The following is a 25,677-nucleotide window of genomic DNA, read 5'->3' on the forward strand; positions in this document are numbered from 1 at the left end:
GTGTTCAAATTATCCAACCTTCCCATCTCGATAAAGTGTCCAGCCGTGTTCCTGGCGCACAGTTTTGGACAAGGCTGTTTTCAACCTGACAAAAACTGAATATGACCAATCCTGTAACAAGTGAACACCGTCAGACCGGTTCGGGCGGGACAATCCGGTGCCACGCGCCTGTTCTGCCCTGGAATTGATGTTGCCAAATCGCAATGCATGGCGCATTTGCAGGTCGGCAGCGCTCGTTTGGCGGGCAGAGACTGAAATAATAAGATACGGGTGCATTTGCGCGGATACTGCACCGAAATGACAAAAAACGGGCGAAGGCATGAGCCTAGAACGACATAGTGAGATATCCGGCCGCGCGCCGCGCATTTTGTTTTACAGCCACGATACGTTCGGGTTGGGCCATTTGCGCCGTTCCCGTGCACTGGCCGCCGCGATCACCCAGGCAGATCCGACGGCGTCCGCGCTGATCCTGACGGGCTCCCCCGTGGCGGGGCGGTTTACGTTTCCACGCCGCGTCGACCATGTGCGCCTGCCCGGCGTCACCAAGCGGGCCGACGGTTCATATGCCTCGCAGACCATTGGCATGGGCATCGAAGAAGTCACGGAGCTGCGCGCCCGTCTGATTCAGACCGCAGTCGAGCAGTACGATCCCGACGTCTTTGTCGTGGACAAAGAGCCGACAGGGTTTCGGGGCGAGTTGCTGCGTACACTGGAATCCCTTGAACGTTCGCGCCGGACGCGGCTTGTGCTGGGTCTGCGGGATGTTCTGGACGAGCCCGAGGTTCTGGCCGCCGAGTGGGCCAGAAAGGACGCAGTGGCCGCGACGGAGCGGTTTTACGACGAAATATGGGTGTACGGGTTGCGCTCGGTCTACGATCCGACCAAGGGGCTGCCGCTAAGCCCGGCGGCGCAGTCCCGTATTCACTGGACAGGTTATCTTCGGCGCGATCTTGGCCCCGTTGGTGAACCACCCAAGCAGCCTTACGTGCTGATCACGCCCGGCGGCGGCGGAGACGGCAAAGCGCTCGTCAATCTGGTGCTGTCCGCTTACGAAAGCGACCCCGACCTGTCGCCAAGGGCGGTGCTGGTCTACGGACCGTTCCTGTCGGGCGAATTGCGGGAAGAGTTCGAAACGCGCGTTGCCGCGCTTGATGGGCGTGTTACCGCGGTAGGATTTGAATCGCAGATTGAAACCCTGTTTGCCGGCGCCACCGGAGTTGTCTGCATGGGTGGTTACAACACCTTTTGCGAGGTTCTGTCCTTTGACAAACGCGCGGTCATCGTACCGCGCACGACACCGCGCCTGGAACAGTGGATCCGGGCTTCCCGGGCCGAAAACCTGGGCCTGATCCGCATGCTGGACGAACGCCGGGAAGGGTTGACAACCGAAGCAATGATCCAGGCCATTCGTAATATTCCGCACCAACCGCTGCCGTCAGAAGCCATCCGGGGCGGATTGTTGGGCGGGCTGGATTACGTGACCGATCGTATAGAGGTTTTGCTGGGCCGCAAACGGGAACGGGCCACCGGATGACCGCAGACCTGCCGAAACTGGCGGTGCTGGTCAAAGGTTGGCCGCGCCTGTCCGAGACGTTCATCGCCCAGGAACTGGTGGCCCTGCAAGAGGCTGGCCACCGCTTTGACATCTGGTCCCTGCGCCACCCAACGGATGTCAAACGCCACCCTCTGCACGACCGTTTTCGGGGTCGGGTCCATTATCTGCCCGAGTACTTGTACGAAGAACCCGGCCGTGTCTGGGTTGCCCGTCATGTGGCGCGGGCTTTGCCCGGCTACAACCAGGCTTACCGGGTCTGGCGCGATGATCTTCGCCGCGACCCTAGTCACAATCGCATCCGGCGCTTCGGGCAGGCCTGCGTTCTGGCCGCCGAACTGCCGGAGCAAACGCTGGCGCTTTATGCGCATTTCATGCACACGCCCTCCTCAGTCGCGCGATATGCCGCGATCATGCGGGGATTGCCGTGGAGCTTTTCCGCCCACGCCAAGGACATCTGGACCTCACCAGAATGGGAGAAGCGGGAAAAACTGCGGTCCGACACGTTTGGTGCCGCGTTTGGGGCCACTTGCACCGCCATTGGCGCAAAACACCTGCGTGGGCTTTCTGATGATCCCGCGCGGATTGAACTGATCTATCACGGGCTGGATCTGTCGCGCTTCCCGTCCCCTCCTGACCGTATGATCCGGGCCGCAAACGACCCGTTTCACATGCTGTCCGTCGGCCGGTTGGTCGAAAAAAAAGGGTTTGACCGACTGATCGACGCATTCGCCCTGTTACCGGATGCACTGGACTGGCACTGGACCCATATCGGGGGCGGTTCATTGAACAAACAGCTGCAGGAACGGGCCGTCGCTGCGGGTTTGGCGGACCGGATCAGCTGGAAAGGTGCCTGCGATCAGCCCGAAGTGATCGAGGCGATGCGGCGTGCCGACCTGTTTGTTCTGCCCAGCCGGATTGCGGTGGACGGCGACCGTGATGGTTTGCCCAACGTGTTGATGGAAGCGGCCTCTCAGCAGTTGCCAATCCTGTCCACCCCGGTTTCCGCCATTCCCGAGTTCATCGAGACCGGCGTGCACGGTATTCTGGCGGACGATGATCCCGCAGCGCTTGCATCCGCAATGTCCGGTGTTGCCGCCGATCCGGAAGAGGCGGCCAGAATGGCTGCGGCGGCTTACAAGCGCCTGATCACCCAATTCCAAATGGATCCCGGCATTGCCCGGCTGTCCGCCCGCCTGAACGCCTTGTGTCTGGAACCTGCCTGATGGCAAGGGTTGCCTTTTATGCTCCGATGAAATCTCCGGACAGCCCGGTTCCCTCGGGCGACCGCGAAATGGCGCGCAATCTGATGAAGGCGATCGGCGCACAGGGGGACAAGGTCGATCTCGTTTCCACGCTCCGCATCTATGACAAGACCGGAGATACCGGAATCCAGCAGGCGCTGCATGCCGCGGCACGGGTCGAAGTGGAACGCGTTCTGGACACGATGCCAGCCGAAACGGCTCTGTGGGTGACCTATCATAATTATTACAAGGCCCCTGATCTGCTGGGGCCACAGGTCTGCAAGGCCCGGGGAATTCCGTATGTGCAATTGGAAAGCACCCGCGCTTCCAGCCGGCTGAACGGCCCTTGGGCCGATTTTGCCAGTGCTGCGCATCGGGCCAGTGATGCGGCGCGGGTGATCTATTATCACACCGCCAACGACCTGATCACGCTGGAGCGGGACCGATTTGGCGATCAAATCCTGGCCGAGTTGCCGCCGTTTCTGCCCATTGCAGATCTGCCCGCCGTTTCGGAACGCAACGGGCCCATGCTGGCGGTCGGCATGATGCGGCATGGCGACAAGCTTGCCTCGTACCGGGTTCTTGCCGACGCACTGGCGCGGTTAAACGGGGAATGGGCCTTGAATATCGTTGGCGATGGGCCCGCCCGGCCGGAAGTCGAAGCCTTGATGGCCCGGTTTGACGGGAAGGTGCGTATTCTGGGTCTGCTGGACCGGGCCAGGGTCCAAGCTGCCTACCTAAAGTCGTCCTTTCTTGTCTGGCCCGGCGTGAACGAAGCCTATGGTATGATCTATCTTGAGGCTCAGGCCTGTGGCCTTCCGGTTGTTGCGCAGGACAGACCCGGTGTGCGCGATGTTCTGGCCCCCTCGGACCATCCGACTGTCGAAGCAGGCGCCCAAGGCCTGGCCGACCGGATGCAGCTGTTGCTGAATGACCCGGTCCTGCGCCGCACGCTGGGAGAAAACGCGCGCGCGCATGTGGCGGCGCGCAACCTGATGCCCGAAGCCACCAGGCGCTTCTGGCAACACGCCCGCCCGTTATCGGGGGCACCTACATGACCCGGCTTGCCCTTCTTCGACATGGCCACACGCATTGGAACCGTGCGGGGCGCATTCAGGGGCGCAGCGATATTGCACTGGATGACGACGCGCAAGCCGAGCTTTCGGGTTCCGCCCTCCCTTCCCCGTGGGACACGGCCGAGCTGTGGTCCAGCCCGCTGATGCGTGCAAGCGAAACGGCGCAACTGGTGTCAGGACGCGCGCCAAAGACGTCAGACGCCCTGATCGAAATGAATTGGGGCGCCTGGGAGGGTAAGCGTGGCGTTGACCTGATCGCAGATGCCAGCAGCGGTTACCGTCATATCGAGGACTGGGGATGGGATTTCCGCCCCCCAAACGGAGAAAGCCCGTCCGACGTCCGAGCCCGTCTGGCCCCTTGGCTGTCAGGCCTGCAAAGGGACACAATTGCCGTCTGCCATATCGGTATCATGCGGGTCATTCTGGCGCAGGCCTGGGGGTGGGACTTTAACGGCCCCGCACCCTTCAAAATCAAGCGCAACCGGCTGTATATCGTCGACATGAGAAACATGCACCCTGATCCCGAACCGGTTCGCCTGCTGCGCCCGGAGGCCAATTCATGAAGGTTCTGATCGTAGTCACGCACCTGTTGGGCACTGGTCATCTCAGCCGTGCCCTGACACTTGGGCGCGCCTATGCGCGGGACGGGGCTGAGGTGTTGGTCGTATCTGGCGGGATGCCCGCACCGCAACTGAACAGTGCGGGGCTGACGCTTTTCGGGCTGCCGCCCCTGCGGTCGGATGGAACGGACTTCACGCGACTTCTGACCGAAACAGGCTCTGTTGCGGACGACACATATCTGTCAGCCCGGATCGTCGCGCTGACGCAGGCCGTTCAGCGTTTTCAGCCGGATGTGCTGATCACCGAACTGTTTCCGTTTGGTCGGCGCTCGCTGGCCCGAGAGTTCACGGCTGCCCTTGAAGCAGCGCATGGCCTGCCGCGCCGCCCGCTGATTCTGGGGTCGATCCGCGACATCCTTGCGCCGCCCTCCAAACCGGAAAAAGCTCATCGCGCACTTGCGATGGTGATGCGGTACTATGACGGCATCTTTGTCCACTCGGACCCAAAATTCACGAAACTGGATGTCAGCTGGCCCGTCACGGCGGAGCTGTCCGAGCGGTTGCACTACACCGGTTTTGTTGCCCCACCGGCACCACAACCGCACGCGGACGGCGTCGGCCGGGACGAGGTCATCGTCAGCGCCGGTGGCGGATCGGTGGGCCAGCCGATCTTTCGCGCGGCCATCGAGGCCGCCCAAAAGATGCCAGAAAGGCGCTGGCGCCTGCTGGTCGGCGGACGAGACGCAAGCGCGCGCATCGCTGATCTGTCGAAACAGGCCAAAGGCACCAACATCACGCTGGAACCGGTCCGGCCGGATTTTCGTGAAATGCTTCCAATTGCCGCCGCTTCGGTCAGCATGTGCGGTTACAACACTGCGCTGGATATTCTGCAAAGCGGCACGCCGGCGGTTTTCATACCCTTTGACGACGGCAATGAGGTCGAACAGGGTTTGCGCGCTCAAAGCCTTGCAGATCTTCCGGGCATCGGGGTGCTGCCCAGCGCCCGGTTAAGCGGCACTGCTCTGGCCAAGGCTGTCGGCACAGTATTGTCAGACGGTGCACGCGAGGTTCCAACACAGGGGTTCGACGGGGCGCGGGAAGCGGTCGAGATCACGAAAACGCTGCTGGAGCGGTGCCGATGACCGCAAACTGGAATCCTCTGACACACGAACTGAAACTCTGGTCGGATGCAGAGTTGACCCTGCCGCTTTGGTGGCGGGACGACGATGCGGTAACCGTGACGCCGCAGTTGGAAACCCTGTCGGCACTGTCTTGCCGCATCGGCCTGCCCGTACATCTTGCCGTAATCCCCCGCAACGCAGACGAAGCCCTGGTCGATTATGTCGCGCAGCATTCCGAACTGGTCCCGGTGGTGCACGGGTTGTTCCATCAAAACCACGCTCCCGCCACCGAGAAAAAAGCTGAATTCCGCCTGCACCGTCCAATCGCGCAAATTGCGCAGGACGCGGGGGCTGGAATTTCGACTCTGCACAAACTGTTGGGCGACCGGCTCAGGCCCGTTTTCGTTCCGCCATGGAACCGCATCGCCCCCGAAGTGGCGCAGGTTTTACCCGATCTCGGCTATCGCATTCTGTCAACGGCAACGCCACGTGCATCAAGGCTGGCCGCGCCTGGGCTGGAACGGGTGAACACCCATCTGGACCCCATCGACTGGCGTGGGACACGGGGACTTGTTGACCCGGACATACTTATTACCCGAACCGCAGGCCTCCTGCGGGACCGGCGCGAAGGTTGCGCGGACAATACCGAGCCATTTGGCGTGCTGACCCACCACCTGGTGCATGATCCGGACATCTGGCGATTTACCGAAACCCTGCTGGCCAGATTGCTGGACGGACCCACGGAGATCTGGGTCGCGCCCCACATTCGAAACACCCACGGAGTACCCGATGAGCCGACTTGATTCCATGCTGCGCCGCCTGACCGCGCAACGCGACGGTCTGAACTGGGCTGCAGCCCGGATCGCCGAAACACCTGGGGATATTCTGGATATGGGACTTGGCAATGGCCGGACCTATGACCATTTGCGGGAGATCCTGCCCGACCGGCGCATCTGGGTCATGGATCGCGTGTTGCAATGCCACCCCTCCAGCACACCCCCGGCCGAAGATTTTCTGCAGGGCGAGGCAGAGCCGATGCTGGAAAAGCTGGCAGAAAACGGCCCCTGCATCGCCATGGCCCACTATGATTTCGGACGCGGCATCAAGGAAGAGGATGTTGCCGAGGCCGCCCGCCTCAGCCCGCTGATCGCACGGGTCATGCTGCCGGGCGGATTGCTGATCTCCGGCCAGCCCCTGGTGGGATTCAAGCAATTTGCCGGACCCGAGACCATAGCCCCGGACCGCTATCTGTTCTACAGGACCTGAGCAGCCTTTATCCTGCCGCTCTAAGCGACGCGGCGCCCCCGTGACCAGGCCGCGCTCAGCGCGGGAATACCATCGCGCAGGCGAAAGCGGATCAGATCAGCACGAAGACCTGCGCGCAGTTCACCCCGATCGGCCAGACCGGCGGCCTGCGCGGGGGTCTGTGTCACTGTCTTCAGGCCCTGCGCCATGTTGCCCCACATCTCACCTAGCATCGTGGCGGACAGCAGCAGCGCCGACGGCACGTAGTCCGAAGACAGAATATCCAGATGTCCAAGTTCGGCCAGATCACGGGCGGCCACATTGCCCGAATGCGACCCACCCCGGATCACGTTCGGCGCGCCCATCATGACCTTGATGTCATGCGCATGGCAGGCCTGCGCCGCCTCGACCGTTGTGGGAAACTCGGCCAGACGAATGCCGTGACCGGCTGAGATACGAACCTGATCTGCTGTGGTGTCGTCATGGCTGGCAAGAACCGCACCAAACCGGCGCGCAGCCTTGACCGCCTCGGTTTCGTGTTTTTCACCATTGCGTTCCCGCAGCCCCCTAAGCTGGGCCACGTGACGCGTGAACATCGCGTCATCCATCGCGTATTTGCCCTTCAGATAGGCTTCGAGCTTGTTCATGTCCCGGAACTGCCGCTGCCCCGGCGTATGATCCATCAGCGAGACCAGCCCGACACGATCTTCGGGGCCGAATTCGGCCAGTTCCTCGATCAGAGTTTCTGAACAGACCTCGGCCCGCAAATGCAGAAAATGGCTGATCTTCAATGCGTCCTGCTCGCGCAATTGCCACAGCTCACGCGACAAACCCCGGGCATATTTCCCATAACGCCCCGCGCCCGAAGGGATGGAACCCACGCGCATGGCATCGAAGACGGTCGTAATGCCGGTGCTGGCAAGTTCCGCATCATGGGCAATGATGGCCGCGGCGTGCGGCCAGTGTACGTTTGGACGCGGCTGAATGTGACGCTCCAGATTGTCGGTATGCAATTCGACAAGACCGGGGCTGATGTAATCGCCTTCGCAATCCGTCGCCCCCTTGGGGACCGCCACCCCAGTATCGACCTGAGCAATGGTTTCGCCGAGGATGCGAATGCTGCCCGTAACCGTTTCATCGGGCAAAACAAGCGTCGCATTGGCAAGGATCAATTCTTCTGTCATCTGAACTTCACGCAGTTTGGGCTATGGATCGGCCACACAGGTAGGAGGCCAATGTGACATTCACGCGATACGCGATCTATTTTGCGCCATCCGGCGACGCGGACTGGACAAGGTTCGCAACAAGCTGGCTGGGTTGGAACATGGAAACGGGCTCGGTGGCGGCGCATCCCGACGTCGACGGCGTAGACGTAGCCGCCGTGACCGAGGTTCCGCTCAAATACGGCCTGCATGCGACGATGAAACCGCCCTTCCGCCTGCACAAAACCCGAACAGCCGCAGAACTGCAGGACGCCTGCATACGACTGGCGGCATCCTACGCTCCGGTCACGTTGGAGGGTCTGGAGATTGCGCGGTTCGGCCGCTTCCTCGCCCTGTGCCCCTTGGGAGACACCGCGAAACTTGGCGAACTGGCCGCCGCATGTGTTCGCGATCTCGATACGTTCCGCGCCCCTGCGACCGACGCGGATCTGGCCCGCCGTCGCGGCAACGGCCTGACGCCGGAACAGGACGCCAATCTGGTCAATTGGGGCTACCCTTACGTGTTGGATTCGTTCCGATTTCACATCACGCTTAGTGGCAAACTGGACAAACCCACGCTTCGCAGCGTTCAGGCGGCACTTGCAACACACCTTGGCCCGATGCTGCCAACCCCGTTTCGGATCGACGACTTGGCATTGGTGGGCGAGGCTGAAGACGGTCGGTTCCATCTGATCCATCGCTACGCTCTTTCCGGCTGAAGCCGGGACAGAATCTCATCCACTGTGGCATCGAGTGGACCCGAGTTGTCGATTTCGATCACCCGGTTCAAACCTTCGGGCAGCGGAGCCTCCGCCCGACCCAGGCGACGCGCCTGTTCCGCGGCACTTTCACGTCCGCGCGCCGATAGGCGTTGTGCCAGAACGTCCGGATCCGCGGTCAGCGACACGACAATCAGCTCACCAAACACATCCTGCGCCTGCAACAGAACCGCACGCGACAGGTTGACCAGCAACGCCTCGGCCCTGCGGCGCTGATCCGCGACCCCGCCCGGAATTCCGTACTGCAACCCATGGGCGCGCCAATGCAGCGCAAACGCGCCATCCTGTGCCATCTGTCGGAACATCCCGACCGGAACACGTTCGAAATCTTCGCCGCCTTCGCCTTCGGGTCGCGTGATCACCCGCCGCACCCGCTGAATGCCGTCCACCCGCGCCTCCAGCGCCTCCATCACACTGTCCTTGCCCACACCCGAAGGGCCGACAATCGCTATGACAGGGGCCAGGGTCATGCAGCCACACCCGGCGTGAAATCCGAGACGTTGACCTCGCGATCGCACACCCGCTCCCGCGCCTGGACATCGTGGAAGATTCCAACAATCGCGGCGCCGCGCCCCTTCGCCTCCTGGATCAGCGACAGGACGGTTTCACGATTTTGCGCATCCAGGCTGGCTGTGGGCTCGTCCAGCAGCAAGGCAGGATATTCATGCGCAAAACCACGCGCGATGTTCACCCGCTGCTGTTCGCCGCCCGAAAATGTCGTCGGGCTGAGTGTCCAAAGGGGTTCGGGAATATTCAGACGCCGCAGCAACCGGGCCGCGCGGTCCAAGGCCGCCTGCTTGTCGCAGCCAACCGCCAACAACGGCTCGGCCACTACCTCAAGCGTCGGCACCCGGGGCACCACGCGCAGGAACTGGCTGACATAGCCCAACGTCTCTCGCCGTAACGCCAAAATCTCGCGCGGTTCAGCCCGCGCCACATCCACCCCGCCGACCCGCACCTGACCCGAGGCGGCCAGATAATTTCCGTAGATCAGCCGCATCAGGGTCGACTTGCCCGCTCCGGAGGCTCCGGTCAGGGCCACGCATTCACCCGGTCCGACTTGCAGACAGGCGCCTTCCATCACCGGGATCACCGCGCCCCCCTGATTGTGCAGGGTGAAGCTCTTGCTCACGTTGACTAACTCGATCATCGCACTTCATCTTTTCCCAAATACTCAAACCTGCAGAACGCTTGACACAAGCAGCTGCGTGTAGACGTGTTGCGGGTCGTCCAGCACCTGATCCGTCAACCCGGCTTCGACCACGCGACCATCCTTCATCACCATCAACCGGTCCGCCAACAGGCGCACCACGGCCAGATCATGGGTGACGATAATGGCGCTGAGCGCCATTTCACGCACAAGCCCACGCAGCAGATCCAGCAGACGCGCCTGAACCGAGACATCCAGCCCGCCGGTCGGCTCATCCATGAACACCAGCCGCGGTCCGGTCACCAGATTCCGCGCGATCTGCAACCGCTGCTGCATCCCGCCCGAAAACGCGGTTGGGCGGTCATCGACACGCTCTGCCTCGATTTCGACCCGGTCCAGCCAGTCGATGGCCTTGTGGCGGATATTGCCGTAGTGACGATCGCCGACCGCCATCAGCCGCTCGCCGATATTGCCGCCGGCACTGACCGACATGCGCAAACCATCCCGCGCATGCTGATGCACAAAAGCCCAGTCGGTACGGCCAAGCATCCGACGTTCGGGTTCCGACATGGTAACGGTGTCAACCGGTCCATTCGCCCGAGTTTCAAAGATCACCTGACCCGCATCCGGTTCCAGATGCCCCGCCAGGCAGTTCAGAAGGGTCGACTTGCCCGACCCGCTTTCGCCCACGATCCCCATCACCTCGCCGGGGTAGAGGTCGAAGCTTACATCCGTGCACCCGATCCGCGCGCCATAGCGTTTCCCGATGCCTTTGACCTGCAACAAAGGGGTCATGCCGCGCTCTCCTCAGCCAATCGGCCCACATGGCCTGCCTCACGGCGTGACCGGCAATAGTCAGTGTCAGAACAAACAAACATCCGGTTGCCCGCATCATCCATGATCACCTCGTCCAGATAGCTGTCCTCGGCCCCGCACAGATTGCACGGATGGTCGGCCTTCGTCGCTTCAAACGGATGGTCTTCGAAATCGAGGCTCACGACTTTGGTGTGCGGCGGGACCGCGTAAATCCGCTGCTCCCGGCCCGCGCCAAACAGCTGGATCGCATCCATTTCAAGCTTGGGATTGTCGAATTTCGGGATCGGCGACGGGTCCATGACATAGCGGCCCGACACCTTGACCGGATAGGCATACGCGGTCGAAATCGCGCCGTGCTGGCTGATATCCTCGTATAGCTTCACATGCATAAGCCCGTACTCCTCAAGGCTGTGCATTTTGCGCGTCTCTGTCTCGCGCGGCTCCAGAAAACGCAGCGGTTCCGGGATCGGCACCTGATAGACAAGTATCTGATCTTCGGTCAGCTTCGCCTCGGGGATGCGGTGGCGGGTCTGAATGACTGTGGCCTTGGCCGTCTCTTCGGTTGTCGCGACGCCCGCAATATTCTCGAAGAACTTGCGGATCGACACCGCATTCGTCGTGTCATCCGCGCCCTGATCGATCACTTTGAACGTGTCATCCGGCGTCAGCGTCGCCGCTGAAACCTGCACACCACCGGTGCCCCAGCCGTAAGGCATCGGCATTTCGCGGCTGGCAAACGGCACCTGATAGCCCGGAATGGCAAGGCCTTTGAGGATGGCCCGGCGTATCATTCGCTTGGTTTGTTCGTCCAGATATGCGAAGTTATACTCAGTCATTTGGCGTATCGTTTTGTTTTTTGGTGTTTTTGTGGACGTAATGTTAATTGGTTCGTTCTTATTGATCGTTTTCTTCTATTTGCTTTGGCACACCCGCCACGCAAAACGGCGACACGAGGCGCAACAACGCGACCCAACGGACGAATGGAGCGCGATCGGCGCGCCGACGCAGACCTCTCTCGGCAAAAATCCGCCAGCCCGCGCGGATACACCGGAGCGTTCCCCAGCTCACTTCGCCCCGGACAGACAATCCTGAACCCCGTCACAGGAAACCCCTTTCGCTCAGTTCTGCCTCCAGCGCCCGCGGCGTCGTAAAGTGAATGCCATCCATGCCAACTGCACGCGCGCCTTCGACATTGTGCAGACCGTCATCGATGAACACACACTCCGCGGGCGCAATACCAGCACGCGCGCAAAGCAGTTCGAAAATTCGCGCGTCGGGCTTCATCACGCCCTCCTGCCCCGAAACGACCAATGTTCCGAACACCTCGCCCAGACGCGGGTGCACCTTCAGTCCTTCTGGCCAGGTTTCGGCTGACCAGTTGGTGATGGCATGAACCGGCGTACCCTGCGCCCTGAGCCGGTCCAGAACATCCCAGGTTCCATGGATCGCGTTTTCAACGGTACGCGTGTACAATCCTACATATGCCGCAAAAAGGCGCTGGTCCTGCGGATCGTCAAGTTCCTGTGCCAGATCGGCAAATCGCTCGCCATTGTCTCCACGCGCATTGCGCGCCAGGAAATCCGTGCGTTCGATAAACGCATGTGCGGCGTCTTCCGACCCAAGCGCCTCGACCCAGGCCAGATGCGGTTTCCAGTCAACCAGTACACCGCCAATATCAAAAACAACCGCTTTCATTCTGCCGCCTCCTTCCCAATAATCCGTTCTTCGGCTTCCCGGCGCAGTTTCCGCACCAATTCCAGTTCAGACTGGAAATCCACGTAGTGCGGCAACTTGATATGCTCGAGAAAGCCCGTGGCCTGAATGTTGTCCGCGTGGCTCAGAACAAACTCCTCGTCCTGGGCCGGGGCGCCCAGATCGTCCTCGCCCAGTTCTTTCCAGCGCAGGGCACGGTCAACCAGAGCCATTGCGATGGACTTTCGCTCGGACTGGCCGAAGACCAGACCATAGCCGCGCGTAAACTGCGGCGGTTCAGTTTTGGACCCTTTGAACTGGTTCACCGTTTCGCATTCGGTCAGTTCGACCTCGCCAATCTCGATGGAAAAGCCCAACTCTGGAATGTCCATCTCGACCGCGACCTTGCCAATCCGCAACTCTCCCACGAACGCATGATTGCGGGCATAGCCACGCTGGGTCGAGTAAGCCATGCCCAGCACAAACCCCTCATCCCCGCGCGTTAGGGATTGAAGGCGCAGTGGCCGGTTCGACGGGAACTCCATCGGCTCGCGTGTCAGGTCTCCCGGTGTCACGTCGCTGGGCGGTTCGTCCTGAATGATATCCTCACCCTTCAAGAATTCGGTGATATGCGGTGTTGGTTCCTGCCTGGCAGAACCTTCGGGCGCAGCAGCCACCTCTCCGTCAGCGGCCAGTTTGAAATCCAACAGACGGTGCGTGTAATCAAAAGTCGGGCCCAGCACCTGCCCGCCCGGCGCATCCTTGAAGGTGGCCGAGATGCGGCGATCACATGCCATGCCACCCGTCTCAACCGGATTGGAATAACCAAACCGCGGCAGTGTCGTGCGATAGGCCCGGATCAGGAAAATCCCCTCGATCAGATCACCGCGCGCCTGTTTGATCGCCAGCGCCGCAAGATCAGGATCGAACAGGGACCCTTCGGCCATCACGCGGTTCACGGCGAGGCTCAGTTGTTCTCGGATCTGCGCAAGGCTCAACTCGGTAACATCCGTTGATCCGCGCCGTTCCTCGGCCAGCCAGGAATGGGCGTTTTCGATGGCCTTCTCGCCACCTTTGACAGCAACATACATCGCTTAACCCTCTGCCCTGATCTGCGTGCTGCGCGGCAATGCCGCGACTTGCGTTCCGCTGGTGAAAAAGAAGTCGCATCCCAGTGGGTAGAGCGCTGCATTGCCTTGCAGGACAGCGATATCCGGCAGCGAAAGATGCGCCACCTCCTTGATCCCCGGCCCGCTGAATGCCGCGCCCTGCTGTTTGAGCGCGTCGCATTCCACGATCAGCGTGGCAGACCGGTCGGGATATTCCGGCGTGCCAATCCGGTAGGTGTTCAGCGGCATGAGATCCTCCCAGCGGCCAACCGAGAAATCGGCCTCGACCGCCGGAACAATCGGCGCGCCGGTATGGAAGGTCAGCCATTTCCGCACCGTTTCGGTATCAGCCTCCCCGGCAAGATGAACGCGGGTTTCAGGATCACACAGCGTCAACAGCAATGTACCCGCCGCAATGGACAAAGGCACGGGGGGTTCAGCACCAGTCAGGTCACGAATCTCTCCAGGTCGCGCCATGACGGTCATTGCCGCACGAAAGGCATGTGCGGCATCAATCGGCGCATTTAGGAACCCACCCGAGAATTGGGTTTGCGCGCTCATTGATCTTCTCCGCGTACCATGGTGAAGAACTCGACTTTGGTGGCCGCTGCCTTGGCCGCACGTGCCGTCTTGGTGGCCTGCATCTCCCGTGCAAGCGGATCAATCACTTTTGCCCGGACCATGTCGGCAGACCCGGTCTGCATCAGCGCATCGACCAGAGCCGCCGTTCGGGCCTTATCCCGGGATCGGCCCTGAACATAGCCGTGCCCGACCGTGCCATCCTCCAGCACCAGTGAGCATCGCGTCACTGTCATCTCACCCAGATTAAACGGGGCACCCGTGCCACCCGTGCGACCGCGCACCATGACGCCACCGATTTCGGGCGCACGCAGCCATTCATATGTCGGGTTCAGCTGCAGGCCGTCCCATAGTGCCATCAGGGCATCCTGCGGCGCCCGGGCCAGCACACCCATCCATGCTTGCCGCGCTTGGGCTGATTTATCTGTCTGTTCCACCATCAAAGCCTCTTGGCCAGCTTGTCTATTTTTACTATACAACTAGACAAATATTACACCTGTCGATCTCGAGTCGCAATCTCCTGAGCCGTGAAGTTTTTATGACATGAGCAAAACACCGATCTGGAAAAGCATCGCTCTGACCCTGACCTCGGACATTGCCGAGGGCCGCTACAACACCGGCGACCGCCTGCCCACCGAAGCGCAACTAGCCGCCACCCATGGTGTAAACCGGCATACCGTCCGAAGGGCGCTGTCCGATCTGGCCGAGCGCGGGCTGGTCCACGCCCGGCGCGGTGCAGGCGTGTTTGTTTCGGCCCGCCCCACCGACTACCCGATTGGCAAACGTGTCAGATACCACAAAAACATTTCGGCCAGCGGCAAGATTCCGGGCAAACGGGTGCTGGCCCTGACAACCCGCGCGTCTGATGAGGCAGAGGCCGAAGCGCTCGGCCTGCAAACAGGTGACCCGGTTCATGTCTATGACGGCTTGTCTCTGGCTGACGGGCAACCTGTGGGTCTGTTTCAGAGCGTCTTTCCGGCAGAGCGATTTCCCGACCTGCTGGACGCCCTGTCCGAAAACGCATCGGTGACAAAGGCCCTGCAAACCTGCGGTGTGCCGGATTACACCCGCATTTCGACCCGCCTGACCGCGCGATCCGCCAGCGCAACGCAGGCACTGCATTTGCATTTGACCGAAGGCGCCCCCGTGTTGCATTCGCTGGGGATAAACGCTGATCCTGACGGACAGCCCGTTGAATATGGCAAGACCGTATTCGCGGGTGAGCGCGTAACACTAACCCTAAGCGAAGAATAAAACGGGATTGCTCCCGCCCGTCTTCAGCCTCCTGACGGAGGCCTCATCCCGTTGGGCATAGCGCCGCGCAATGCGCGGCGCCGGGCCCAAGGCCGCCAAGGGGCGTCGGCGCAGCCGATGTCCCTGCGGGCGCGGGAGCTGACTTGGCTGACTTGATCACGCCTCGTGTCTTTCCAGAAATGCTTCGGCAGACAAGGCACGGAAATCTGGCAGGGCAGTACGAATCCTGCTGTTGTCCCAATCCCACCAGGCCAGTGCCATCATGCGATCTGCAATATCCGTGGGAAAGCGACGACGCACCGGCTGTGCAGTCACACCAGCAACAATAGAGTAGGGCGCTACATCCTTGGTGACAATCGCTCCAGAGGCGACGACCGCGCCATGGCCTATGGTAACCTCGGGCTTGATGATCGCGGCATGACCAATCCACGTGTCATGGCCGATAAACGCCGTGCGCCCCGCGCCATGGTCTTTTTGTCCTTGTTCTCAGGTCACGGCAACAGGAACGGCATGCCCTTGCGATCCCGCGGCTTGCGTGTCTTTCCGGTTTCACCCTGGATCAGACGTCGGCGCAGCCAGCCCGAGAACCAATCCATCAGCATCACCATCAGGATGATCAGGACGATATAGTAGGCGACCTCTTCCCAGTCTTTTTGCGTGATGATGGCCTGCGTCAGCAGCAGACCGATCCCGCCGCCGGTGATCGCACCGATCACCGTGGCACTGCGGGTGTTGGATTCGAGGAAATAAAGCAACTGGCTCAACAACACCGGAGTGATCTGCGGGATCACCCCAAAGCGATAGCGCTGTGGCGCGTTCGCTCCGGTAGATTGCACACCTTCGATCTGCTTCTGATCCACATTTTCCAGCGCCTCAGAGAAAATTTTGCCGAATGTGCCGGTGTCCGTCACCAGAATGGCCAGCGCCCCTGTCAGCGGACCCGGACCAAAGGCCCGGGCCAGAACAACCGTCCAGATCAGCGCATCCACGCCACGGACAAAATCGAACACCCGGCGCGTGAAAAAGCGTACCGACCGCAACGGATTGAAATTGCGCGTCGCCATGAAGGCCAGCGGCAATGCAATCAGGCCAGCCCCAAGGGTTCCCAGAAAGGCCATCAGGATGGTCTCAAAGATCGCCCAGGCCACATCCTGATGCCGCCACATCTTGTTGGTCCAGAAGTCATTGAATATCGCACCGGCCTCACCTGATGCGGCACGCCCCATCAACTCCGAGAAGGATTTTCCGTAATACGGGCTGTCCAGTGTGAACCAGAACAGCTCCCAACCGGTGAAATAGCGGAATACTTCTGATCGGTTTCGGGTGACCGTCAGACGGCCCGCATCCGTCGTGATCGCCAAACGGTTCTTCGAGACATTGATCCATTCAGGCACATCCCCTGACGGCAATTCCGCCTGCACGCCAGCGGATCGGCTGGGTGTCGCGCGTACCCTTCCATAACCTGGGATGTCGTATTCGACCGTCTCGGGACCAAAGCGCACAAAGTGTCCGTCTTCCAGATCGATCACGGTCGTCTCACCCAACGCGACCCAATCCGGCGCGGTCCCCTCGGGATAGGCACCCTTACGCTCGCCCTCGATGGCAACCGAGACTTCACCATTGCGGTTGTCGCGTTCGACATGGGTCTTGTAGCTGTAGCTGTCCGAAACCAGCGTCTTGCCGTTTTCCCAATTGGCGCGTTCGGCCAGCCCAGGCACGTCAAAGGCAAAGAAGACATAGATCAGGTACAGGACAACCAGACCGGGCAATCCAAAGTTCACGATACGTTTGCGGCTGAACAGGCGGTCAGCCTCGGCCTTGAGGTCATCTATCGACAGGTCGGTGGGAAAGGTACTCATGCCGTGGCTCCTTTTTCCGACCCGTGGGTCAGGCGGTCGCGCAGCAGCCCGGACAGCTGATCAACGATAACGATGGTGACGAAAAGCAGGATGAAGATGGCCGCGGCCTCATCGTAACGCCCCTGTCCCCAGGACATGGCATTACGTAGCTCATAGCCCAGACCACCCGCACCGACGAAGCCCAGAATAGCCGAGGCGCGGATGTTGATCTCGAACCGCAATAGCGCATAGCTGACATAGTTCGGCCCGACCTGCGGGATCACGCCCAGATACATGCGCTGCGACCAGTTGGCCCCGACTGACTGCAACCCTTCAACCGGTTTGAGCGAGGCGTTTTCATTGACCTCCGAGAACAGCTTGCCCAGCGCACCCGCCGTGTGAATGGCAATGGCGATCATCGCCGGGATCGGGCCACCACCCAGAATGAAGATCAGAACCAGCGCAATCACGATCTCGGGTATGGCGCGGAAGATATCCGAGATACGGCGGAAGACCGGGATCAGTGATGGCCAAAGCGCCATGCCCCGCGTCGACATCAGTGCCAGAAACGTTCCACCGATCGTACCGACCAAAGTCGCCGCCGCCGCGATGTTCAGCGTCTCGATCAATGCTGGGAAAAACTCGACAAGATTCGCCGGCATAGCGCCGATCTTTTCCCAGGCTTCCGACAACACCTCGGCCGGATAGTCCAGAATGCGATGCCAGCCGTCGGTGAAGCTCCCCGCATTGCGGCTGTCGGCGGTGCGGAATCCCGCAGCCATCAAAGCCACGAACAGGATCAGAAGGATACCACCATAGACCCTCTTGCGTCGCGTCATCACTGTATATTCGTCGCGGATCTGATCGACGCTTTGGGACCCTGCAGTCAGGTCTGTCATGGAATGCTCCTGAGGGGAATACGGGGTCCGGTTCAATACCAGACCCCGATCATTGGATAGGCAGGCTTAGTTGGACTTCAGCTTGCGTGCTTCGATGATGATTTCGTAGGCGTCATGCGTGATCGGCTCGAACGCTTTTGCCTCACCCGCGGCAACACCGTAAAAGCATTCGCGGTCTTTCTCATGCAGGCCAGCCATCAGGGCAGTCATCTTTTCTTTGACATCCGCAGGCAGCGCGTTGCGCAGAACAACCGGACCTTCCGGGATCGGCTTGGATTTCCAGATTTCGACCATGTCATTCATGTCGACCAGACCGGAATCAACAGCGCGGCGCAGGGCGCCCGAATTGTAGCCGTCTTCCCAATTGCCCAGACCGTCAGCCCAGGTAACGCCACCGTCAACGTCGCCATTGTTGACCGCAACGATGGTCTGCTCGTGACCGCCGGTGAACTTCACTTCACCAAAATAGTCGCCCGAATCCATGGTCGCACCCGTAGCCTGCGGGATTTCGATCGACGGGATCAGATAGCCCGAGGTCGAGTTCGGGTCACCAAAACCAAAGGTCTTGCCCTTCATGTCGTCCAGCGAGTTGATGCCGCTGTCCTTGCGTGCAAACCCGATCGAATAGTAGCCGTAACCACCATCGACATTCACTTTGACCAGAACCGGCTCAACCGCCTCAGGATCGCTCAGATAGGTTTTTGCGTAGCCCGACGCGCCCAACCATGCCATGTCGATGGTACCGCCCAGCAGACCCTGAATAACGCCGTTATAGTCGGCAGGGGCAAACAGCTTGGTCTCAACGCCCAGCGCTTCTTCGGTGTATTCCCGCAGGCACTCGTTGTTGTTCAGACGGTCCTGAGCGTTTTCGCCGCCCAGAATACCGATGCGGAATTCGCTGATGTCCTGAGCCATTGCAGGTGCGGCCATGGCAGTGGTCGCAACAAGGGCAGCCATTAGTTTTTTCATCTGTCTCTCTCCAGTTTGATTACCCCGACCTCTCATCGGGCCGGGCGATGAAAGGTGGGGGGCTCAGATGGTGGCCTCGGCTTCCATCAGGGCCTTCTGGGTGGCGTCGAGCGTTTCGATCTCGGTCGATGTCGCCTCTTCAGAGAAGCTGGCGTCGGCGCCATAGATTTCGCGGGCAACCCCGGTGGTCAGCTGCTCGGGCAACCCGTCAAACACGATGCGCCCGTCGCGCATACCAACCACGCGGTCGCAATAGCGGCGCGCAGTATCCAGCGTGTGAAGGTTTGCGATGACGGTGCGGCCGTCCTCTTCGTGGATACGGCGCAGGGCCTGCATCACGACCTGCGCATTCATCGGGTCCAGCGAGGCGATGGGTTCGTCCGCCAGTATGATCCTGGGGTCCTGCATCAGGGCACGTGCGATGGCGACGCGTTGCTGCTGCCCCCCCGACAGGGCCTCAGCCCGCTTTGGCGCATGTTCGGCAATGCCAAGACGATCCAGTATGTCGATAGCGCGATGGATATCCTCCATCGGAAACAGGTTGAATATCGTCGCCAGTGTCGAGTGTCGGTTCAGCGTCCCGTGCAGCACGTTCGACACTACATCCATGCGCGGCACCAGATTGAACTGCTGGAAAATCATTGCGCACTCGGCCTGCCAGGACCGTTTTTCCCGGCCTTTCAGTCGGGTAACATCGCGGTCTTTGTACAGGATGCGGCCATCGCTGGAATCGGTTAACCGGTTGAGCATTCGCAACAGCGTCGATTTACCCGCCCCGGACCGTCCGATGATCCCGATCATGCAAGGTTTGTCCACATCCAGCATTGCCGCATCGACAGCAACGTTGTCACCAAATCGCTTGGTCAGTTTTTCGATACGCAGCACTTGCCACCCCCAAAACGTGTTGGTGGCCAGCTACAGACGGCACTCAACGGGGATGTGTCGGTTCGATGAAGGTTTTGTAACTGCGATCCGTGCTGCAAGTATCGGCCACTCGGCTCCAAGCCCCGCAAACGCGGGATTGGGCCTACCCATTGGCATCAATCGCGGCTATATGCGCGGGCAACACGTTACCTGAGCACGAGGCCAGCCATGAGCTTTGACCGTTCCATCAAGATTGCCCCATCCATCCTGTCCGCCGATTTCGCCAATTTCGGACAAGAGATTCAGGCGATCGAGGCCCAGGGCGCCGACTGGGTGCATGTCGATGTCATGGATGGTCATTTTGTGCCGAACCTGACCTTTGGTCCGCCAGCGGTGAAGGCATTCCGCCCGCATGTGAAGACCGTGATGGACGTGCACCTGATGATCACGCCGGTCGATCCCTACATTCAGGCCTATGCCGATGCGGGTGCCGACATCCTGACCGCCCATGTCGAGGCGGGCCCACATACGCACCGCACCTTGCAGGCAATCCGGGCCGCCGGGATGAAGGCTGGCGTTGCGCTGAACCCGGGAACCCCTGCCGAGGCGGTCGAGCATCTGCTGGACCTGACGGACCTCGTTTGCGTCATGACGGTGAACCCTGGATTTGGTGGCCAGAAATTCATCGATATGACCGCAAAGATCCGCCACCTGCGGCAGATGATCGGTGATCGCCCGGTTCACATCGAGATTGACGGGGGCGTTGATCCCCAGACGGCACCGCTGGTCGCTGCCGCCGGGGCGGACGTACTGGTCGCCGGTTCCGCCGTATTCAAGGGCGGCTCGGTCTCCAGACCCGAAGTATACGGTGCAAACATTCAGGCAGTCCGGTCGGCCGCAAACTCCGCACTCTAGGCGTCATGGCGGCCAGATAAACACGAGGAACTCTTGGCAACGAAACCCAAGCCCATAAGTAACAGGCTTGGGACACCTGCATTCAGCCCTGACAGCAAGAGCCTTTACACAGAAAGGCTCTTGCAGGGTGATCAATCTGCGCCGAACGCCCCGATATATGACACTCCGTTCGCGCCAGTGGTCTGAAAGGTCCCGCCAACTTCTTCTGCATTGGGGCCGTAGAATACACCATGAGCCTGACCGCTGGTTCCCGAACCGGCGACATTCGCCACGAAGCCTGAGTTCGAAACGCTGCCGGTACCTGCGAAATCCAACTCTGGGGCGAGACCGGTGCTCCCTCCGACCAGCAGGCTGTCTGCCACGGTATTGGTGCTGCTCATCGAAACGGTGGAGAAATCTGTCGACACATTGACTTCGGAAACCGTCTGATAGTGGGTTCCATCGGCGCGCCGTGCAATCCCGGTGCTTGCACCCTGATAGCTGGCGGTCTGCCCGCGCGGCATGTCGGCGGTCGGCGTAACCGAGCCATAGGACCCGGCGCCCGCAGTACCGGACGGCTGGTTCCGGTCATGCAACCACGCTCCAAAGGTCTGATACTCAAACCGTGTCCGGGTTGGGTCCAGAATGGTTGCACCGGAATTCAAATCCGGAGAGTTGAAGGTGACCGCCGCCGTACCTTGATCAATCCTGTCACCATTGCGGCTGTCCAGATTGAAACTGGACCCCCCCGAAACAGCCGTCGCCGCAACGATGTTTCCGCCGCTTGTAATCAGCGTCAGATCCGATGGAATGGGGCCAGTCTGGTTTTGAACGATGACCTGACCATTGGCCTGATTTGACGAATACGCCTGCACGACTGCCCTGCCGTTCAAAGTTGCGGTGCCATCCTGCGGCAGATTGATTTTCTGGGCCGGTGTTGTTGAAATCGGCCCTTCGGCGGAATTTCCACCACCAGAGGACGACTCACCGCCGCCGCCGCCATCAAAATCAAGACCGGCGGCTCCGCCGCATGCGCCAAGGAATAATACGGGGATGAATGCTGCAATCAGGCAACGTGTTTGGGAATTCATAACTGCTCCATAGTCAAATCTGAAACGGCACATTAGTTACTCACCCATACGGCGCAAGTGATGCCGCCCGTGCAATCTATAGGAAATGTTTTTGTTGCTGAAAATGCGATAGGCACTGTGGGCCGGATTGACGCACAATATTGTTTTCAAGGCAAAAATGATTTCCCACAACAACAAAAATAGACCGCGCCACTCAATTTCGTTCTGGCGCCGGATGACGTTCAAAAAGGCTTGTTCTTGACCCGTATTCTGCTTACCGCCTTCAGCTTACTGTTTGTCCTGTTACCCAATACCGACGTCCGCGCCCAGTCAGAAAACAAAGTACCAGTTGCTGCGTTCGTCGACGAAACGGAAATCGAAGCTTTGTTTCTAAGCGGCCTTGCGGATCTGCAACGCGGACAACCGCAAGCTGCAATCGAAAAGTTCTCCTCGATACTCGCGGCCAATCCATATCTCGTGCGGGTCAGGCTGGAATTGGCCCGCGCATTCTTTCTGGCCCGTCAGTGGGACCGGTCACGAAACGAGTTCTTTGTCGTTCTTTCTGGCGATCTGCCGGACCCTGTGCGCGCCCGTGTTCTCAGCTACATCCGGCAGATCGACGCCCACCGGGGGTTCGACTGGGATCTCAGCCTCGGCCTGACCACCGTCGGCAATCCGCGCAAATACGACACGGACCAGATCACACTGAACCTGTTCGGGCTGAATCTGCCGTTCACGTTGGACCGCGACACCTCGACTGAACTCGGCCTGCGCATCACCGGAGCGGCGAATTTTCGCAAACCGGTCGACCTTTCCTTTTCCAACCTCGATACCGTTGCATTTGCATCATTGGCGTTTGACGTGACCGAGGCGCGAACCTCGAACTACGATGACTACATTTTCGTTGGAAGGTTCGGTCTGCGCACCCTCGCCCCGTTGACCACCGTGTCTTTCGGGCCGGCCCTCTCGACCCGACTGGTCGGCGGCAATGTGTTCGAAAACCGCATCGCGTTGGAAACCGCATTCGAACGCAGAAACCTGCTCGGGGGATCTGTCTTTGGTCTGCTGTCTGCGTCGCGCCTGCACAACCCGACAAACAGCGCGCTGGACGGTCATGAATTTCAGGCCGAACTTGGTGTTCGCCGGTCCATCGGCGGGCGGGGATCCATCGGGTTGAGCGCACTGATCCAGGACAAGTCAGTCGAAGGCGATCTGGATAATTACTTGCGCAAGCGATTGACCCTGTTTGGTCAGGTTGACACTCGCGGCGGCTTCACGTTTCGTCCGTCCGTCTATCTTGAAAACAAGACATTCCAGACCCCTAGCCCGATCCTCACCGCTTCACCGGACGAGACGTCATGGGGTACGGCAGTCAGGGTCGAAAAAAACGATCTGTTTTTCGGCAACGGCTTCTCGCCGTTCCTGCAACTGGAATACAACCGAACTCAGTCTGATATCCGGGCCTACAGCTATACGGAAACCGAGTTTGAGCTGGGCTTCGAGCGGCGTTTCTGAAAATGGGCGGTCACGTCCGCAGGGCAAACCGCTTGCAGGAGTGGAACGGCCTTATGTTCAGCAGAGTCCGCACCCCGAGATCATTCGCGAAGTAGTCTCGGCCGTGCACGAAGCAAAAAAGGGCGTCCTGCGGGACGCCCTTTCCGTAGCTTTTTGCAGATGCGATTTACTCGATGATCTTCGACAAAACGCCTCAGCTTTCCGCGAAAAAACTCATGTTAATTCCGCACGAGCCATGGGGTTTCGACCTTCATCCCTTGATAAACCGCATGCAGAAAAAGATGCGCGATTACTGGATCCTTCGAAAACGGCGAGAATTGCAGATTGCCTTCCCTGATACCGTCTTCGGCCTCATAGACAACCTCGTCCCCCTTTATGGTCACAAGTACTTCAAGTTCGGCCAGCTTCTCGGGATCAACAGCAGTTGGATCGTCGGACAAAATGACGAAATCGGCGACTTTTCCAACTTCGATTGAGCCCTTCTGATCTTCTTCGAAATGTTGCCAGGCGGGCCAAATTGTCATGGCTTTCAACGCAGTCATCACATCAACCCTCTGGTGCGGCCCAAGAATGTCACCAGACCGTGTTCGACGTGTAACCGTCGCCGCAAGGACACGCATACTGTCCGGAAAGGCGACCGGGGCATCGTGATGCGTGCCGAACATCATGTCCCGCTCATGCAGCCACCCTGTTGGAGAGATATTGTCGGCATTCACTGGACCGACTGTGTGTTCCCGGTGCCAATCACCCCAGTAGAATGTGTGCATAGGGAAAAGCGTCGGGAACACTCCTAACCGTTTGATGCTGGCGACCTGATCCTCTCGCAGAAATTGACCGTGAACCAGAACAGGCCGATTGCCCGGATCCCCATACTTGATCTGCGCCTCTTCGAGGGCCGCAATCAGCATGTCCGATGCCCCTTCACCGTTGGAGTGTACGAGGATCTGGAAACCGTTCTCGAAACACCAGTTCACGGCATCCTGGAGTTGCTCCATTGTGATGGCGGAGTATCCTGCATACCCGGCGGCATAGTTTCCAACCGGATCGTAATAGGGTCGATCCCGCAAAGCTGTAAAGCCCTGCGGCGATCCGTCAATTGTCAACTTGCAGCCACCTACCCGAACCCGGTTGTCATAATCCGCCGAGGTGTTTGCGCCAATATACTCCCTCGACTCGAGAACATCTGGAAACGCGACAACGTCGATAGGAAGCCCTTCTTCTGCGGCAACTTTCTTGAGAGCTTCGACTATTTCACCCGATGACCGGCCTTCTTGCCCGGTCGTGTATCCAAACTTTGCCCAAAGTTTGGTTCCGGCTCGGGCAAAAGCCGCCAGACCTTCCTCGCCCAGATTCCCCAAAATCGGCACCAGAACCGAAAAGAACGCGTATTCTTCCAGAACACCATTTGGTTCCCCGGCCTCATCGCGTTGAATGACCCCACCCGGAGGAGCCTCTGAGGCGGCTGTGATGCCTGCCAACTCCAGGGCTTTCGAGTTTGCCACACCCAGGTGCCCAGACTGATGAATAATGACGACCGGCAGGTCCTCGGACACCACGTCCAACTCCTGCCGCGTAGGGTGGCGCAGTTCCTTTAGTTGCGCATTGTCGTAACCAAAGCCGATGATCATTTTGACCTTTTCAACAGCCTGCGCATTCTCCTCGGCCCAGTCTGTCAGTGTGGATTGCAGACTGGCGATATCAGTGACCTCCCCGTCCGGTGGCGCAAGAAGGTTGGCGGACAAAGCCTGCACCCCCCCCAAAACGACATGCCCGTGGCTGTCTACGAAACCTGGAAGCATCGCGCGCCCTTCCAGATCATAGGTTTCGGTTTCTTCACCCTGATGCGCCGACAAGTCAGACAGCGACCCAACGGCAAGAATGCGCCCATCTTTAACTGCGACAGCTTCGGCGGACGGAGCCGTATCGTTCATCGTTACGATGGGCCCTCCGTGATAGATCTTATCCGCAATCTGTTGTGAAGACGCTGAGGTAGATGAGAAAACAACTGCTATGACAAGACAAAATGAACGCGCCGAAAAATGCATCTTATGACTCTTTCTAATTGCAATGTCTCAATACGAAAGAAGTTAGCATTACAGAAGGCTTAGCAAAAACAAAAAAAAGGGCGTCCCGTGGGACGCCCTTTCCGTAGCTTTTTGCAGATGCGAATTACTCGATGATCTTCGACACAACGCCGGCGCCGACGGTGCGGCCGCCTTCGCGGATGGCGAAACGCAGACCGTTCTCCA

At 59.7% G+C, this 25,677-nt stretch carries 27 protein-coding genes and 1 pseudogene; 11 read left to right on the top strand and 17 right to left on the bottom strand.

Annotated features, from left to right (window positions below; translation table 11 throughout):
- Positions 1 to 319: 319 nt before the first annotated feature.
- Genes ACR0CG_RS11600 through ACR0CG_RS11630 form a run of 7 tightly spaced genes read left to right on the top strand, consistent with a single transcriptional unit; the run spans position 320 to position 6,819 of the window.
- Complete coding sequence (locus ACR0CG_RS11600; RefSeq protein ID WP_480524971.1) at positions 320 to 1,534, top strand: glycosyltransferase family protein; 1,215 nt, start codon at positions 320 to 322, stop codon at positions 1,532 to 1,534.
- Entirely contained in the window at positions 1,531 to 2,778 is a 1,248-nt protein-coding gene (locus ACR0CG_RS11605; RefSeq protein WP_480524972.1) for a glycosyltransferase family 4 protein, read from the top strand. The genes ACR0CG_RS11600 and ACR0CG_RS11605 overlap by 4 nt, the downstream gene beginning before the upstream one ends.
- Positions 2,778 to 3,854: a glycosyltransferase family 4 protein gene (locus ACR0CG_RS11610; RefSeq protein ID WP_480524974.1), complete on the top strand. Its 1,077-nt coding sequence runs from the start codon at positions 2,778 to 2,780 to the stop codon at positions 3,852 to 3,854. The genes ACR0CG_RS11605 and ACR0CG_RS11610 overlap by 1 nt, the downstream gene beginning before the upstream one ends.
- Entirely contained in the window at positions 3,851 to 4,435 is a 585-nt protein-coding gene (locus ACR0CG_RS11615; RefSeq protein ID WP_480524976.1) for a histidine phosphatase family protein, read from the top strand. Before ACR0CG_RS11610 ends, ACR0CG_RS11615 begins: the two co-directional genes overlap by 4 nt.
- Positions 4,432 to 5,574 carry a glycosyltransferase family protein gene (locus ACR0CG_RS11620; protein ID WP_480524979.1) on the top strand — a complete coding sequence of 381 codons (1,143 nt, stop codon included), beginning with the start codon at positions 4,432 to 4,434 and terminating at the stop codon, positions 5,572 to 5,574. Before ACR0CG_RS11615 ends, ACR0CG_RS11620 begins: the two co-directional genes overlap by 4 nt.
- On the top strand, positions 5,571 to 6,356 hold the full coding sequence (locus ACR0CG_RS11625) for a polysaccharide deacetylase family protein (protein ID WP_480524981.1): 786 nt from the start codon (positions 5,571 to 5,573) through the stop codon (positions 6,354 to 6,356). Before ACR0CG_RS11620 ends, ACR0CG_RS11625 begins: the two co-directional genes overlap by 4 nt.
- The gene (locus ACR0CG_RS11630) at positions 6,343 to 6,819 is read left to right on the top strand and encodes a class I SAM-dependent methyltransferase (RefSeq protein WP_170678362.1); all 477 of its coding nucleotides are present in this window, start codon (positions 6,343 to 6,345) and stop codon (positions 6,817 to 6,819) included. Before ACR0CG_RS11625 ends, ACR0CG_RS11630 begins: the two co-directional genes overlap by 14 nt.
- A 20-nt stretch (positions 6,820 to 6,839) precedes the next feature.
- On the opposite strand, the gene ACR0CG_RS11635 is transcribed toward ACR0CG_RS11630, so the two are convergent.
- Positions 6,840 to 7,982: an alpha-D-ribose 1-methylphosphonate 5-triphosphate diphosphatase gene (locus ACR0CG_RS11635; RefSeq protein ID WP_480524983.1), complete on the bottom strand. Its 1,143-nt coding sequence runs from the start codon at positions 7,980 to 7,982 to the stop codon at positions 6,840 to 6,842.
- A 53-nt stretch (positions 7,983 to 8,035) separates the two neighbouring features.
- Here ACR0CG_RS11635 and ACR0CG_RS11640 point away from each other — a divergent pair, with 53 nt between their 5' ends.
- Positions 8,036 to 8,719, top strand: a complete 684-nt coding sequence (locus tag ACR0CG_RS11640; RefSeq protein WP_480524984.1) for a DUF1045 domain-containing protein — start codon at positions 8,036 to 8,038, stop codon at positions 8,717 to 8,719.
- Here the strand turns inward: ACR0CG_RS11640 and phnN are convergent.
- From phnN to phnG, 8 genes are all read right to left on the bottom strand, one after another.
- Positions 8,701 to 9,249 carry a phosphonate metabolism protein/1,5-bisphosphokinase (PRPP-forming) PhnN gene (phnN, locus tag ACR0CG_RS11645; RefSeq protein WP_480524986.1) on the bottom strand — a complete coding sequence of 183 codons (549 nt, stop codon included), beginning with the start codon at positions 9,247 to 9,249 and terminating at the stop codon, positions 8,701 to 8,703. The genes ACR0CG_RS11640 and phnN overlap by 19 nt on opposite strands.
- Complete coding sequence (gene phnL, locus ACR0CG_RS11650) at positions 9,246 to 9,929, bottom strand: phosphonate C-P lyase system protein PhnL (protein ID WP_480524988.1); 684 nt, start codon at positions 9,927 to 9,929, stop codon at positions 9,246 to 9,248. The genes phnN and phnL overlap by 4 nt, the downstream gene beginning before the upstream one ends.
- Positions 9,930 to 9,953: 24 nt before the next feature.
- Complete coding sequence (gene phnK / locus ACR0CG_RS11655; RefSeq protein WP_480524990.1) at positions 9,954 to 10,724, bottom strand: phosphonate C-P lyase system protein PhnK; 771 nt, start codon at positions 10,722 to 10,724, stop codon at positions 9,954 to 9,956.
- Complete coding sequence (locus ACR0CG_RS11660) at positions 10,721 to 11,581, bottom strand: alpha-D-ribose 1-methylphosphonate 5-phosphate C-P-lyase PhnJ (RefSeq protein ID WP_480524991.1); 861 nt, start codon at positions 11,579 to 11,581, stop codon at positions 10,721 to 10,723. The genes phnK and ACR0CG_RS11660 overlap by 4 nt, the downstream gene beginning before the upstream one ends.
- A gap of 262 nt (positions 11,582 to 11,843) precedes the next feature.
- Complete coding sequence (locus ACR0CG_RS11665) at positions 11,844 to 12,440, bottom strand: HAD family hydrolase (RefSeq protein ID WP_480524993.1); 597 nt, start codon at positions 12,438 to 12,440, stop codon at positions 11,844 to 11,846.
- Positions 12,437 to 13,528, bottom strand: a complete 1,092-nt coding sequence (locus ACR0CG_RS11670; RefSeq protein ID WP_480524995.1) for a carbon-phosphorus lyase complex subunit — start codon at positions 13,526 to 13,528, stop codon at positions 12,437 to 12,439. Before ACR0CG_RS11670 ends, ACR0CG_RS11665 begins: the two co-directional genes overlap by 4 nt.
- Before the next feature lie 3 nt (positions 13,529 to 13,531).
- Positions 13,532 to 14,107, bottom strand: a complete 576-nt coding sequence (phnH, locus tag ACR0CG_RS11675; RefSeq protein WP_480524997.1) for a phosphonate C-P lyase system protein PhnH — start codon at positions 14,105 to 14,107, stop codon at positions 13,532 to 13,534.
- On the bottom strand, positions 14,104 to 14,565 hold the full coding sequence (phnG, locus tag ACR0CG_RS11680) for a phosphonate C-P lyase system protein PhnG (protein ID WP_480524999.1): 462 nt from the start codon (positions 14,563 to 14,565) through the stop codon (positions 14,104 to 14,106). Before phnG ends, phnH begins: the two co-directional genes overlap by 4 nt.
- Before the next feature lie 103 nt (positions 14,566 to 14,668).
- Here phnG and phnF point away from each other — a divergent pair, with 103 nt between their 5' ends.
- Positions 14,669 to 15,379, top strand: a complete 711-nt coding sequence (gene phnF / locus ACR0CG_RS11685; protein ID WP_480525001.1) for a phosphonate metabolism transcriptional regulator PhnF — start codon at positions 14,669 to 14,671, stop codon at positions 15,377 to 15,379.
- Between the two features lie 156 nt (positions 15,380 to 15,535).
- Here the strand turns inward: phnF and ACR0CG_RS11690 are convergent.
- From ACR0CG_RS11690 to phnC, 5 genes and pseudogenes are all read right to left on the bottom strand, one after another.
- A pseudogene (locus tag ACR0CG_RS11690) lies at positions 15,536 to 15,847 on the bottom strand (LbetaH domain-containing protein); the annotation flags it as partial.
- Positions 15,848 to 15,870: 23 nt separating this feature from the next.
- Positions 15,871 to 17,238 (bottom strand): phosphonate ABC transporter, permease protein PhnE, encoded by a 1,368-nt coding sequence (gene phnE, locus ACR0CG_RS11695; protein ID WP_480525003.1) that lies wholly within the window; start codon positions 17,236 to 17,238, stop codon positions 15,871 to 15,873.
- On the bottom strand, positions 17,235 to 18,116 hold the full coding sequence (phnE, locus tag ACR0CG_RS11700; RefSeq protein WP_480525005.1) for a phosphonate ABC transporter, permease protein PhnE: 882 nt from the start codon (positions 18,114 to 18,116) through the stop codon (positions 17,235 to 17,237). Before phnE (ACR0CG_RS11700) ends, phnE (ACR0CG_RS11695) begins: the two co-directional genes overlap by 4 nt.
- A gap of 66 nt (positions 18,117 to 18,182) precedes the next feature.
- The gene (gene phnD, locus ACR0CG_RS11705) at positions 18,183 to 19,085 is read right to left on the bottom strand and encodes a phosphonate ABC transporter substrate-binding protein (protein WP_480525007.1); all 903 of its coding nucleotides are present in this window, start codon (positions 19,083 to 19,085) and stop codon (positions 18,183 to 18,185) included.
- A 63-nt stretch (positions 19,086 to 19,148) separates the two neighbouring features.
- Positions 19,149 to 19,970 carry a phosphonate ABC transporter ATP-binding protein gene (gene phnC, locus ACR0CG_RS11710; RefSeq protein ID WP_480525009.1) on the bottom strand — a complete coding sequence of 274 codons (822 nt, stop codon included), beginning with the start codon at positions 19,968 to 19,970 and terminating at the stop codon, positions 19,149 to 19,151.
- A gap of 207 nt (positions 19,971 to 20,177) precedes the next feature.
- On the opposite strand from phnC, the gene rpe reads away from it, so the two are divergent.
- Positions 20,178 to 20,864: a ribulose-phosphate 3-epimerase gene (rpe, locus tag ACR0CG_RS11715; RefSeq protein WP_480525011.1), complete on the top strand. Its 687-nt coding sequence runs from the start codon at positions 20,178 to 20,180 to the stop codon at positions 20,862 to 20,864.
- Between the two features lie 131 nt (positions 20,865 to 20,995).
- Here the strand turns inward: rpe and ACR0CG_RS11720 are convergent, their stop codons facing one another.
- Entirely contained in the window at positions 20,996 to 21,934 is a 939-nt protein-coding gene (locus ACR0CG_RS11720) for a transferrin-binding protein-like solute binding protein (protein WP_480525013.1), read from the bottom strand.
- A 237-nt stretch (positions 21,935 to 22,171) separates the two neighbouring features.
- Here ACR0CG_RS11720 and ACR0CG_RS11725 point away from each other — a divergent pair, with 237 nt between their 5' ends.
- Positions 22,172 to 23,428, top strand: coding sequence for a surface lipoprotein assembly modifier (locus ACR0CG_RS11725; protein WP_480525016.1), 1,257 nt, complete (start codon positions 22,172 to 22,174; stop codon positions 23,426 to 23,428).
- A 218-nt stretch (positions 23,429 to 23,646) separates the two neighbouring features.
- Here ACR0CG_RS11725 and ACR0CG_RS11730 read toward each other — a convergent pair whose 3' ends face one another.
- Positions 23,647 to 25,359, bottom strand: coding sequence for an amidohydrolase (locus ACR0CG_RS11730; RefSeq protein WP_480525018.1), 1,713 nt, complete (start codon positions 25,357 to 25,359; stop codon positions 23,647 to 23,649).
- 238 nt (positions 25,360 to 25,597) lie between these two features.
- Positions 25,598 to 25,677, bottom strand: an 80-nt coding sequence (locus ACR0CG_RS11735; protein ID WP_480525033.1) for an EF-Tu C-terminal domain-related protein, incomplete at its 5' end; no start/stop codon positions are given.

It is taken from the genome of Ruegeria sp. AB8, from assembly GCF_056542605.1.